Genomic DNA, 13,828 nt, shown 5'->3' with positions numbered 1-13,828 from the left:
TGCCCGTAACGGACACCTTTTTTTCTTTCTTTTTCTACCGTCGAATGGGTAGCTTAATAACAAACGTCGTTCCTTGTTCCGAGCTGTCGTGAAGCGCAATCGTTCCGCCATGGTTTTCAATAATTCGTTTGACGATCGTTAATCCTAATCCGGTCCCTGATGACTTCGTTGTGATAAATGGTTCAAAAATCGTCTCCTGCATATGTGTCGGAATGCCGCTTCCAGAGTCGTACATGTACATGTTGTACGTTTCATCGACATCGGAATATATGCAAATCGTTCCGCCTTCTTCCATCGCTTCGATGCTGTTGTGAAGCAAATTGTATAACACTTGCATCATTTGTTTTGAATCAAGCTGTAACGGCACGTGATCAAGGCGCACGTGCACGCGTATATTTTTCGCCTCTAACGTTTGTTGAAAAAGAGAAAGAACATCTTGAACGATCGTTTCTATATACGCTTCTTTCATCACGGGGGCGCTCGGTTTTGCGATAAGAAGCATATCTTCCACAATCGCGTTGATGCGATCAATTTCTTTTAATAAAAGTGGAATATGATATTGTTCGCGATCGCGTTCATGTAAATTTTCGTTCATAAACGCTAAAAAACCGTGAATAACCGCAAGCGGATTGCGAATTTCATGCGCTGCCTTTGCCGCCATTTCCCCCATTAACGCCAACTTTTCCGATTGATGTATTCGCTTCGTTAGCTGTTCCATTTCAGTGATGTCGAGGAAGAAAATCGTTCTACCTATTATTTCACCATATAAATTATGCAAATTCGATTGCGACACTAAAAATATTTTTTCCTTTCCATCTCTTTCATATGATACTTTTACTTGTTGAAACGGATCACAACGGGTCATAATACCCCAAAAATAAGAATTTTTCTCACTTTTTCTTTCTTGTTCAACTAATTGTTTAATTTCTTTCTTATCTAAACCAAGTAATGTAGTTGCAGAGTTATTAATAAAACTGTTCGACTTTGAATTATCGATTGTGATCAAACCAACAGGCAATGAATTGAGTAATTGCTCAATGTATACTTTATCGTCTTCTAATTTCTCATATAGTCGAGAATACTGATGAAAAGTTGAAGAAAGCAGTAACATAATAAATGTATATAAAAACAGACCAAATAATGGATCAAAATAAAACAAAATAGATAATATGAGAGATACTATCATTGTAACAGCATAAATATATACAACCTCTTTTACCGTATTAATTAATACAACAATAAAATTTACAGATGAATGAAGGGAAAAATATATAGACATGAGTATGGCATTTAAAATAAAGTAGGTAAGGAAACAAAATACATAAGCAAACAAATAACTGGAAGATATATCTCCAACTATCCCTCCAAATACAATGTAAACATAATAAGCGCTGCATATCATAATCGTATAGACGGAAAAATTAAATACATGTTTCCACCAAGCCATTTTGCGAAGATGAGTAAAATATACAATAAAGCCCCCCAATATTAAGACGGTTAGTGTATATTTCAATCCAAAAACAAAAAGTAAAGACAAATAAATGGATGATTCTAATGTAAATGAATTACCGCTAGGTGGCAGACATATTAAATACCGATCTAGCAATGCTACAGCCCCAGCAAACAACAATAACAAAAACCATTCGTTTTGTACGTTCACGTCCGAAAACGGCCATGTATATAAAAATAATGCACATCCAAGCAGCGAGATGAGCGTCACATATATCGCAAATAATCGTTTCATCACATTCACCTATGACGTAAAATTGACTCTATCATTCTATTTTAAAACAAAACAATAAGCAACAAGACAATTTTCTTCTTTTTTCTGTTCAGCCCAATTCACGGTGCGATATAATAAAGGAAATGATCAAGAGGTGACCGCGATGTTTAAAATTCCGAGAAGTCGATCAAAACAATGGTATATGGTTAGCATTTTTTTGTTTTTTCTCTTTCTTTGTACGCTGATCGTATCTCGTATATTGCTCAGTATACAAATAGACTTGGAGCAATTTATTAGCTTTGCGATTATATCCTTTGTTTTATCGTGCATCATCGGAATAGGTGGCTTTTTCGGCAAAACAACGTTCATCACTATATCCTTTACTTTTTTCCTCATAGGAATGAGCTATGTCTTGTTCATTTCCGTTACCGATTTGCACGATGGCTGGAGCGATATAACAAGCATCATTTCTTTTCTCACTATTTCATTGTTTGGCGTTGTTATCGGAGTTATTGCCGAAATCATTCGCACTCTTTTGAAAAAGAAGTCCAAGTAAAAAGAGCCATCTATAAAGATGGCCCCCTACATATAAAGCATTTGTTTTTTGATTTCTACCGCAAGTGGATGATCAGACGGGAGCTTCGCGTACGTTTCAAGTGCTCCTTCTACTCCGCTTTCTTTTATCGTTTGTTGAAGTTGTACTGCTTCTTCATCCCCTTCATAATCAAATAACAACAATGCCGCGATTCCTTTGGCTAAAGATGTAGGAACTTCTCCAAAGCATTCATAATATTTCATCGCTGGGCGAATGAGCCGATCGTTTGGTCCGAGTTTACGAATTGGCGAACGAGCTACTCGTGTTACTTCATCTGTCATGGAAGGATTGACAAATCGTTGAACAATTTTTTCAATATACGCTTGATGTTCAGCTTCATTCCAACCGTATTGATGAACAAGTACTCGCCCTGATTCACGTAAAGCGTTTGTCACATCCGATAAAATATCACCGTCTGCCATCGCTTGATGGATCGTCTCATATTTTTTACGATATCCTAAATAAGCAACGATCGCATGACCTGTATTCACAGTAAACAATTTTCTTTCGATGTATGGTTGTAAATCATCAACAAAATGGGCTCCAATCATGTGTGGAATATCTCCAATCACTTCTTTCGTTTCAATGACCCATTCAAAAAACGGCTCAACGACAACGGTTAACGGATCGTCGTGACTTTGATTTGGGACGATACGATCGACTGCACAGTTTAAAAATGCACATTTATCTTTTAAAGATGCTTGTTCTTGTTCTGATAAATGTTCCCATACATATTTCTTTAAATACTCACTACCACCAATCATGTTTTCACAAGCAATAACATGTACAGGTTGAGAACATACCGTTATTCTTTTTTGCAATCCTTCTGCAATTGTCTGTGAAATAAGCGGTAACACATTTGGTCCAACAGCTGTTGTCACTAAGTCAGCACGCGCAATTTGATCGATAATTTCATTTCTTTGATGTTGACTATGCAATGCTGATACATGGCGAACAACTTGTGTTTCTGTCGTCTCTCCCGCGATGATCACTTCATATTGCCCTCTTTGTTGAAGCGCTTGTACAACTTTATCGTTTACATCAACAAACACAACATCGTACCCTGACTGAGATAATAAACTTCCGATAAATCCTCTTCCTATATTTCCTGCTCCAAAATGGACAGCTAACATATTACTCCACCTCGTTTAATAGTGCTAAAATCTCATCTTCAGTCGTTGCTTCAATCATTTTTTGAATGTTTTCTTCTTCTGAACATACAATTGCAACTTTCGAAAGAATTTCTAAATGCTCATTATCTTTACCTGCAATACCGATTAAAACTTTGACGATATTTCCTCCTCCAAAATCAACGCCGTTCGGCACTTGAACAATTGATAAACCGGCTTGTTTCACAAGTTTTTTTGCTTCTTCCGTACCGTGCGGAATCGCTACAAAATTCCCCATATATGTTGAAGTTAATGCTTCTCTCTCAAACATTTTGTCGATATAAGACTCCTCTACGTACCCTCGTTCAACTAAAATACGTCCTGCTAATTGAATCGCTTGTTCTTTCGTTTTTACATCTGCACCTAGTACAATATTTTCTTTTGCTAAAACTGCCACTGTGATTCACTCCTTATGATGTTGAAGTTGTTCGTAAAAAAATTTTTCTAATTGTGTGCTTAAAAATGCATAAATTTGTTCTTTATTACCTTTTGAAAATAACTCTATACTTTCTTCATCTTTAATAATGAGCGAACTGACATGACTAAGCACTTGCAACATATCGTCTTGCGCATCTTGAGGTGCAAGCAACAACAAAAGACGATTCACTTGCATCGGTTGCTGATCCATACCGACGATCGTTTTTGGTTGTGTTAGTGTATACATCGTAAAAGATGGTCGCAAAACAGCCTCGCTTCGCGTATGATACAACGCTAAAGTAGTATTCGGGATTCCTAATCCACCGATTTGCTCTCGTCGCAACAACTCCTTCACGACGATCTCTTTCGTTCGAATGGCTCCATGTCGTTCAAGATGTGTACAAGCATGCATTAATGCATCATTCATGGAATGAGACGATAATTCGAGCAACGAAAAACTGTTTAACAGTTGAACGATTGTCTCACTGACCACATGAATCGAACGGATTTTTTCAATCCCTTTTTTCGATGGATTCGTTTTTCGAAAACGCATAGAAAACGTTTTTGTTTTTAAAAATTGTCGAATTGCCACAACTTCCTCTTCCGGCAACATCGGATTCACAAGAAAATATGGTTGCGACGTATGAAGTGGAATCGTTGATACGATCAAATCGTATTCGTGCACATCCATATGTCGAACGTCAAAAAACGACTTTTGTTCAATATGAGAGATATCTGGAATTTCTTGTTTGAGACGTGTAGCTAATATTTTTGCCGTCCCAATTCCGCTTGAACAAATAACGAGCGCACGCAACCCTTTCTTTTCGCGCAATAACGCTGATGCAAAATGAAGAACTAAGTAACCAACTTCTTCTTTCGGCACCGTTATATCCGAAAATACATGTTGTACACCTTGTTGCACAATATGAAACAATTCGCTATAGTCTTGCATAATTTTATGAAGCAACGGATTAGTAATGCCCATATGATGCTGTATACGATATAAAGCTGGTTTTAAATGGACAATTAAATCTTCGTACAATGGATAGTCGTCCGTTAAATCAATCCCTATTTTATCGCTCACAAAACGAATGAGCTCTTGCGCTTTCATCGCGATTGCTAAACTCGCCTCTTCTAACATATATCCACGCCGAGTTCTTAGCTTTGCACCCATTAAATGCATCGTGATGTAACCAATTTCTTCTTCGGGAATCACAACATGAAAAACTTCTTCTAATTTTTTTGCGATTTTTTCTGCTGTTTCATATTCTTTCGTTGCACGAATCGCTTGCAAATGTTGGGCATCAAAATGGATAGCCTCTCCTTGCACAATGCGCTCAATGGCTAATGCCAGATGAATAACGAGAGCGATATACGAACTATCGGCAATCGTAAACGGAAGATTTTCTTTCATCGCTTCAATTTGTTGTTCGATCATAAACAATTTTTCTTTATCAACAAGCCCAAGCAACTTCTCTGTTACTGTATTTACTAAATCTGTTGACTTTTTTTGAATAGACTCTTTCATTAAAGAGAGAAATTGTGATTCATCAAAATGATCAAATAACAGTTCGCTCATCATTTTACGTTTTGCTGCTTCGGAGCCACATATTTCGACCCCGTATCCCCTTTTACGAATGAGGGAAAGGCCGTGTTTTTCTACCTTTTCTTCCATTTTGTCTAAATCGTTGCTAATCGTGGCGACTGTTACGTTTAAATCATTCGCAAGAGAGACTAACTTTACCGGTTCTCCTGATTCTAATAAAGCAATTAAAATCATCGTTTGCCGCTCTTCAGGTGTATATTCCGTATGTGATAAACGAAATACATGCATTTGTAGCTGACGCTTTTTTTCTTCTTCTCCGACGATTTGAATACCAACACCTGCTTTTTTTATTAGTTGTAAATCATATGATTCAACAACTTGTTCAACACCTTTTAAATCACGGTGAACCGTTCGCTCGCTTACATCTAATTGCTTAGCGACATCTCCTACTGTAATTCCTTTTGGGTTCGCTAATAAAAGATCTAATATTTTTCTTTCTCTCGCTGATATATACACACACTCACCTCCCATCTAGCAACGATTGTTGACAATTTTTAAAAACACGTTTGCTTTTCAAGAAAAATTTTACCGTCACTCTTCTTGAATCACAACAAATAGAAAGCGTTTTTTCGTCATTTTACATGTTGACATTTTTTAAATGGAAGAAGCAAAAAGGTAAGCTGTTCACTTACCTTTTTGCTTATTTATTCGTTATTCACCTTTTTTTAACATCTCGATCAATTCATCATATTTTGGACTATTTAAGAAGTTTTCTACAGATACGTGGTATGCATTTGGTAATTTTTCCTTCGCACGATCTGTTAAATTTTGATGAGTAATAACCACATCTGCATCCGCTGGCAATTGATTAATCGCTGTATTTGTTACTTCAATATCAAGTCCAGCTTTTTGCACTTTGTTTCTCATAATGGAAGCACCCATCGCACTTGATCCCATTCCTGCATCACAAGCAAAAACAATTTTTTTCACTTGTTTTGGCGCCGCAGTGCTTAAAGCTGAAGCCACGCTGCTTTTCTTTCCTTTTAATTGTTGCATTTGTTCTGTTGCTTGTTCTAAATCGCCTTCTTCTTGTTTTGATGTTTTTAAGAAGAAGGATGCCACTAAGAAAGAAACGGTAGCAGCAACGATTACACCAGCAAGAACTCCTAAGTAATGACCGCGCGGCGTCATTGCAAGTAGCGCAAAAATACTTCCTGGCGATGGAACTGCAACAAGACCTGCATTAAATACTGTGAATGTAAACACCCCACTCACACCACCGGCAATTGCAGCTAAGATGAGTACTGGGCGCATTAAAATGTAAGGGAAGTAAATTTCGTGAATTCCTCCGAGGAAATGGATGATCACCGCACCTGGCGCTGATTGTTTTGCCATCCCTTTTCCGAATAACCAATAAGCAAGTAAAATACCAAGACCTGGACCTGGGTTTGTTTCAAGCAAGAATAAAATAGATTTTCCTGTTTTTGCTGCTTGTTCAATACCAAGCGGGCTTAAAATACCATGGTTAATTGCATTGTTTAAAAATAATACTTTTGCTGGTTCAATAAAGATGTTTGCTAAAGGTAACAATTTCGCGTTAACAATTGCTTCTACGCCTGCTGCTAATGTTTTGTTTAATCCTAAAACAACTGGACCAATTCCTTTGAAAGCGACTAATGTGAGTAATCCACCAATAATACCTGCCGAAAAGTTGTTTACTAACATTTCAAAACCTTGTTTCACTTTCCCATGAACAAGTTTGTCAAACTGTTTAATGGCATATCCGCCAAGCGGCCCCATGATCATGGCACCTAAAAACATCGGAATGTCTGAACCGACAATCACCCCCATAGTTGCGGTTGCACCGACGACACCACCACGAACGTCATAAATCATTTTTCCGCCTGTATAACCAATTAATAATGGCAATAAATACGTAATCATTGGACCAACTAATTTAGCGAATGATTCGTTTGGCAACCAACCTGTCGGGATAAATAATGCAGTAATAATTCCCCACGCAATAAATGCTCCGATGTTTGGCATAATCATTCCACTTAAATAACTGCCAAATCGTTGCACTTTTACACGAAAACCTGTTTGATTTTCCATGTTTCTTCCTCCTCTTTTTTATTTGGTCTTGCTATAGCTTCATATTAAAGCGCTTACAGGTCACATTCAATGTAAAGTAAATATCATTTTGTCTGTCACAATCTTGTCATTTTTTAAAAACAAAAAGAGGAAAAAACATTTCTCAACCATTCCCATTATTAGTTTGCTTCGTAACGGCAAAAACTAATGATGCATAACGATTAAAATACCAAGGAGGGATGCACAAATGATAACAAAACTAACGAAATCTATTGCCGCCTTAAGTTTACTTGCCATTGTTGGCTGTAACAACGCAATGGATATGAACAACCGTTCAAACATTTCTGCTTTGCATACGACGCTATCAAGCGATCAATATCCTCATACAAAAGCGATATTGATTCAAGAAGCTCGCTATAAATTTGTTCCGATCGATCCGAAAGACGCAGCCAATTTACGCACACAAATCGAACGATCGTTAACAGAACAACAAAGAATGTATGTGCAACCAAGACCTTACACGCCGTCACCAAATGTGTATCAACGTCCAAATCAGGTGACGCCGACGCAACCGAACAGACAAACACAACAACCGACTCAGCAGCAACCAAGACAAACAACACCGACAACAAGTATTAGTCAATATGCACAACAAGTCATCGATTTGACAAACAGAGAACGTGCTCGTGCAGGGCTTCCAGCTTTACGTGCTGATGCACAGCTCAGTTCGGTCGCTCAGAAAAAATCGGAAGATATGCGAAAAAATAATTATTTCTCGCATACAAGCCCAACATACGGTTCTCCTTTTGATATGATGCGCGATTTTGGCGTTTCTTATCGAACAGCTGGAGAAAACATTGCGAAAGGGCAGCGAACACCTCAAGAAGTAGTTAATGCGTGGATGAATAGTGCCGGACACCGCGCGAACATTTTAAATCGAAACTTTACGCATATCGGGGTTGGATTTGACGGAAACGGAAACTATTGGACACAAATGTTTATTGGAAAGTAAAGTCTCCTTTACCATTGTAAAAGGAAATATCATTTGAAGCTAAACAACATCATAAAAAAACCGCCGTCTCCATACGAGGCGGCGGTTCTATCTTACCGTTCAGACACTTTTTCTAATAACGCATCTCCTGTCTTACTTACACGTACATAGGCAAAGCGAGCATGGCGTTGGATCTCTCCTCCTGTTTTTTCTGGAACAAAATACGTTTCAATTCCATAAATGATTGTATTTCCATATATATGTCCGTTTACTAACACATCGCCTTCTTGATACATCGTCGAATTTCGTGGCTTCCCATTTAATGAATAAACACCAACAAATCGATGAACGCCTGTTTCATCTTTCCGTAAAATGACTTGTGCTTTTCCCCACTCATTCATTCCCTCAATTGTTGAAATTTCGTATTGAAGACGAACATAATCTCCTTGAATGAGAGAACGTGGATCGACTGGTTCAAGTTGCAGTTTTATTCGTTGACCATATTGAAGATGTTGCTCTTTATCAAACGTTACATAAGTGATAAAAGCAACTTGCAACATGATGATGACGAAAAGCGGTAACCATTTTTGCTTATGGAAAGATAATGAAATCGACTTTCTTTTTTGTACGACCGAAGCAACGATCAATAAACATACTCCAACAATGGCTAATGTCACAGATTTATGCAATAAACTCCATACCCATTCATAATACTTTAACGTTAAAAACAAAAAGATAGATAACCAAGCAATCGACTGTTCTTTTTCATTCGTACGAAAAAAGAGAACAAGGGCAACAAAGCCAAGAAACAGTATATTCCATACAACATACGCCCAATCCACCACGACTAAGTCAGCACTCGTTAATAAAAGAAGCGTAGCGAATGAAAAAACGAGGAAAACGAGTCGCTCATACGTATGTTTTGCCATCCAATAAATGATGCCGTAAAAAACAAATACAGTAAATAACGTAAAACGAATGTCGCTCCACTCATCAAGCATCATCATGTCGAAATAAAGCGAAACTGCCATATTCGTCATCGTTCGTACACCCGCCGACATTCGCCATGAAACAATAAATAATACAGCGATATATACAGTGATTACGATAAAGGAAACCTCTGTTACGCTAAATGCACCGAGGATATATCCAATTGCAAGCAATGTGTAACGAACAACATCGTTCCATCTTTTCCATAACAATCCCGGAACAACAAATAAAAAAACAGATATACTAAATAACCAATAAGGAGAAAACACATTAAACCAAAACGATAATAATTGCAATATACTTCCAACTACAATAATGGAAGCCACCCCTGTGACAATCACTTGAAAAGCAACAAAAAATATTTTCTCTACTTTTCCGTTGCTTCGCTTTTTCATCCAACGAAGCGCATAAATGCCTATATAAACGATAATGGCTGCCAACACAAGCCCAAATATATACCAATTGCCACCAAAATGTCGCTCAACAAAGCGAAAATATTGCACAACCCCAAACATACCTGTAAACAGCACAGTACATATAAAATACGGTTGTTTTCTTACATATATTAAAAACAACACGAAGATAAAAGCATATACGTATGGCCAAAAATGAAACTGGTCTGTGGAAATCCCTTGTATAAAGATGACAAATAGCCAACTGTGCATCGCCATATAAGCCAGAACAGAAACAATTGATGGACGTCCAAGAAATGAAATGATTCCGTTGATTACGGCAAAAAGCAATAAAATAAAAAACGATGGCCACTCTCCACGTTCAATTTGATACGAAGACGGAAAATAGTAAAACCAACATGTAAGCTGTAGCAGTCCGAAACTGAATATAGAGAGAAACGAAATGCGAGTAAACATGGCAAACATAGCAGTAGGAATAAACCAAATGAAAAACAATAAAAAGCTATCCGCATGCGAGTTATATACTTGACCAATTAATGCGATACAAATCCCAAATGTTATCGCCCCAAAAATAAGCAACCATTTACTTAAAAAATGATGGCGAAAAACCGTGGCGCTCATGCCATAAAACAAAATCATAAACCCAGCACCAATCCCGACTTTCATCAAGCGCCCAAGTTCAGGCCAATTAGAAGCAAAAAAATAAACGAGCGCTGCGACCAAAAACAAAAGTCCTAACAAATATGTTGTTTTCACAACACGTTGTGCCATAAAGTGGCCTCCTTAAACATCCTTTTTATCATTATACTATGATTAGAGGCCAAACGTATACATCATTCATCGATATCCAAGCCGTTCTGAAATTTGTTTACCTATCATTCTCATTTGTGCGTGAAGTTGTTCAATCCGCTCATTTGTCATACGAATGGTCGGTCCAGAAACACTGACTGCGGCAATGACTTGTTTCGTATGGTCAAAAATCGGAACAGCGACACATCGTATACCGTATTCGTTTTCTTCTAAGTCGAGCGCATAACCGTGTTGCCGAACACGTTCAAGCTCTTGAAACAACATTTGACGATCTGTAATCGTATAATCAGTATGTGGCGGCAATCCTTTTCGATCTAAAATATCTACAACAACATGTTTAGGCAAATGCGCTAAAATCGCTTTTCCAACAGCCGTACAATGCATCGGTGCTCGCTTTCCAACTTTCGAATGCATGCGCAACGTTTCATTCCCATCTAACTTTTCAATATAAATGACTTCTCCTTGATCGTACACGACAAGATGCACGACTTCATTTGTCAATTTTTCTAACTCACGCAAATACGGTTTTGCTTCTTTTCGCAAATCGATCGATTCTAACAACTTTGAACTCATTTCTAGTAGCTTGTAGCCAAGTTTATAGCGCTCTGTTTCTTCATCTTGTTCGACATACCCATACTCAACAAGCGTCGACAACAACCGGTACACCGAGCTTTTATGAATTCCTATTTGTTTTGCGATTTCGGTTACACCCATTCCATGACGTTCATTGCTTAAAATATCCATGATTTGCAACGCTCTACTCACTGATTTCACAAACGAATCTTTTTCCATGCTGCTTCCCACCTTTAGCACATAACGAGGGCATTCACATGGAATGCCCTCATCACATTATTGTTTTACATGCGCAAATTTTGCTTTTGCTTCTAAACGGCGGCGATGCAAAATCGGTTCTGTGTAGCCGTTCGGCTGTTCATATCCTTTGAAAACGAGATCACATGCCGCTTGAAAAGCAACGGATTGATCATAGTCAGCTGACATCGGTCGATACAATGGATCATCAGCATTTTGTTCATCTACCACTTTGGCCATTCGCTTCAATGTTTCCAGTACTTGTTCTTTTGTGCAAATTCCATGATGCAACCAGTTCGCAATATGTTGGCTCGAAATACGTAACGTTGCTCGATCTTCCATTAAACCAACATTATGAATATCAGGAACCTTTGAACAACCAACACCTTGATCAATCCAACGAACAACGTAGCCAAGAATACCTTGGGCATTGTTATCTAGTTCTTGTTGAATTTCCTCAGGCGTCCATGTTGGATGGATTGCGACAGGAATTTGTAATATATCATCACGATAGTTTTTCACATTTTTCTTCAACTCATCTTGCACCGCAAATACGTCAACTTTATGATAATGAAGCGCATGTAAAGTCGCTGCAGTCGGTGACGGCACCCACGCTGTGTTTGCCCCTGCTTGCGGATGAGCAATTTTTTGCTTTAGCATCTCCGCCATCATATCAGGCATCGCCCACATTCCTTTGCCAATTTGAGCTCTTCCTTGAAAACCTGTCGCTAACCCAATCGCGACGTTCGATTTTTCGTAGCTTTGTAACCATGTGGCCGACTTCATTTCGTTTTTCCGAATCATCGGACCTGCTTCCATTGACGTATGAATTTCATCGCCTGTACGATCTAAAAAGCCTGTGTTAATGAAAACAATTCGATCTCTTACTTGATAAATGCAATTTTTTAAATTCAACGTTGTCCGACGCTCTTCATCCATCACGCCAATTTTAATTGTATTGCGTTCAAGACCGAGCATGTCTTCCACACGATCAAACAATTCGTTCGCAAATGCTACTTCTTCTGAACCGTGCATTTTCGGCTTTACGATGTAAATGGAACCTTTTCTTGAGTTCACGTATTTTCCGTTACCGAGAAGCGAATGTTTCATAATTAAAGTCGTCACAACGGCATCTAAAATGCCCTCATACACTTCTTCCCTATTTTCAAGCAAAATCGTACTGTTTGTCATTAAATGCCCAACGTTTCGCACAAACATGAGTGAACGACCTGGCAATGTGAGCGTTTCGCCATTTGGTGTCGTATACACGCGATCCGGTTGAAGGGCACGAGTCACTATTTTATTCCCTTTTGTAAAATTCGCTGTTAAATCCCCACGAACTAAGCCGAGCAAATTGCGATAAACAAGCACTTTATCTTCTGCGTCCACCGCTGCAACGGAATCTTCGCAATCCATAATCGTTGTTAAAGCTGACTCTAAATAAACATCTTTAATCCCAGCTGCATCTGTCTGCCCAATCGGATGAGTCCGATCAATTTGTATTTCAATATGCAGACCGTTATTTTTTAACAAAACGGCAGATGGCTGCTCTGGTGAGCCTTGATACCCGACAAATTTCTCGCCATCTTGTAATGTTGTCGTTTGTCCATCTTTTACTGTGACAGTTAATGTCCCGTTTACAACAGCATATTGAACGGCATCTTTATGCGAATATTCACGAAGCGGTACCGCTTCATCTAAAAAGGCACGGACGTAAGCAATGACTTTCTCACCGCGTACTGGATTGTATCCTTTTCCTCGCTGTGCACCACCTTCTTCACTAATCACATCTGTCCCATATAGCGCATCGTACAAACTTCCCCAACGAGCATTGGCTGCATTGAGAGCATAACGTGCGTTTGTAATTGGAACAACGAGCTGTGGACCGGCTTGCTTAGCAATTTCATCATCTACATTTTCTGTTGTAATTTCAAAGTCATCAACTTCTGGCTCTAAATATCCGATCTCTTGTAAAAACGATTGATATTGTTCAAAATCGAACTGCCCACGATGTTGCTTATGCCACTCATTTATTTTTTCTTGCAGCTCATCACGCTTCGCAAGCAACGCTTTATTTTTCGGTGTCAACTCTTCAATTAGCTGCTCAAAATCGCTCCAAAACTTGCTTGCATCTACCCCGCTATTTGGTAATACTTCATTTGTCATAAAATCATAAAAGATGTTTGCTACTTGCAAACGCCCAACTTGTACATATTCTCCCATCATCATTCCCCTTCCCCTTTTTTGTTGCGTATTACGAAACATAGTTTCAA

Annotated in this window: 9 protein-coding genes; 1 reads left to right on the top strand and 8 read right to left on the bottom strand. The window is 38.5% G+C overall.

Annotation, left to right across the window (positions count from 1 at the left end; genetic code table 11):
- Positions 1-34 precede the first annotated feature (34 nt).
- From AFK25_RS06480 to AFK25_RS06455, 5 genes are all read right to left on the bottom strand, one after another.
- Complete coding sequence (locus AFK25_RS06480) at positions 35-1,744, bottom strand: two-component system sensor histidine kinase NtrB (protein ID WP_049720874.1); 1,710 nt, start codon at positions 1,742-1,744, stop codon at positions 35-37.
- A 561-nt stretch (positions 1,745-2,305) separates the two neighbouring features.
- Complete coding sequence (locus AFK25_RS06470; RefSeq protein WP_035065605.1) at positions 2,306-3,451, bottom strand: mannitol-1-phosphate 5-dehydrogenase; 1,146 nt, start codon at positions 3,449-3,451, stop codon at positions 2,306-2,308.
- Between the two features lies 1 nt (position 3,452).
- Positions 3,453-3,890, bottom strand: a complete 438-nt coding sequence (locus AFK25_RS06465; RefSeq protein WP_026011586.1) for a PTS mannitol transporter subunit IIA — start codon at positions 3,888-3,890, stop codon at positions 3,453-3,455.
- On the bottom strand, positions 3,891-5,966 hold the full coding sequence (locus AFK25_RS06460) for a BglG family transcription antiterminator (protein WP_035065607.1): 2,076 nt from the start codon (positions 5,964-5,966) through the stop codon (positions 3,891-3,893).
- 195 nt (positions 5,967-6,161) lie between these two features.
- Positions 6,162-7,562: a PTS mannitol transporter subunit IIBC gene (locus AFK25_RS06455; protein WP_009360950.1), complete on the bottom strand. Its 1,401-nt coding sequence runs from the start codon at positions 7,560-7,562 to the stop codon at positions 6,162-6,164.
- A gap of 226 nt (positions 7,563-7,788) precedes the next feature.
- Between AFK25_RS06455 and AFK25_RS06450 the strand changes: the two genes are divergently transcribed.
- On the top strand, positions 7,789-8,553 hold the full coding sequence (locus AFK25_RS06450) for a CAP domain-containing protein (protein WP_019417227.1): 765 nt from the start codon (positions 7,789-7,791) through the stop codon (positions 8,551-8,553).
- A 92-nt stretch (positions 8,554-8,645) separates the two neighbouring features.
- Here the strand turns inward: AFK25_RS06450 and AFK25_RS06445 are convergent, their stop codons facing one another.
- The 3 genes from AFK25_RS06445 to AFK25_RS06435 all read right to left on the bottom strand — a co-directional run bounded on the left by AFK25_RS06445 (position 8,646) and on the right by AFK25_RS06435 (position 13,778).
- The gene (locus AFK25_RS06445) at positions 8,646-10,706 is read right to left on the bottom strand and encodes a GDYXXLXY domain-containing protein (RefSeq protein WP_035065611.1); all 2,061 of its coding nucleotides are present in this window, start codon (positions 10,704-10,706) and stop codon (positions 8,646-8,648) included.
- A 66-nt stretch (positions 10,707-10,772) separates the two neighbouring features.
- The gene (locus tag AFK25_RS06440) at positions 10,773-11,537 is read right to left on the bottom strand and encodes an IclR family transcriptional regulator (RefSeq protein WP_035065614.1); all 765 of its coding nucleotides are present in this window, start codon (positions 11,535-11,537) and stop codon (positions 10,773-10,775) included.
- Between the two features lie 57 nt (positions 11,538-11,594).
- On the bottom strand, positions 11,595-13,778 hold the full coding sequence (locus AFK25_RS06435) for a malate synthase G (protein WP_035066019.1): 2,184 nt from the start codon (positions 13,776-13,778) through the stop codon (positions 11,595-11,597).
- Positions 13,779-13,828: the final 50 nt, after the last annotated feature.

The sequence above is a fragment of the Anoxybacillus gonensis genome, from assembly GCF_001187595.1.
Lineage (GTDB): Bacteria > Bacillota > Bacilli > Bacillales > Anoxybacillaceae > Anoxybacillus > Anoxybacillus gonensis.
The sequence above is the reverse complement of the archived record's forward strand: the minus strand, read 5'-3'. Positions and strand labels throughout refer to the sequence as shown.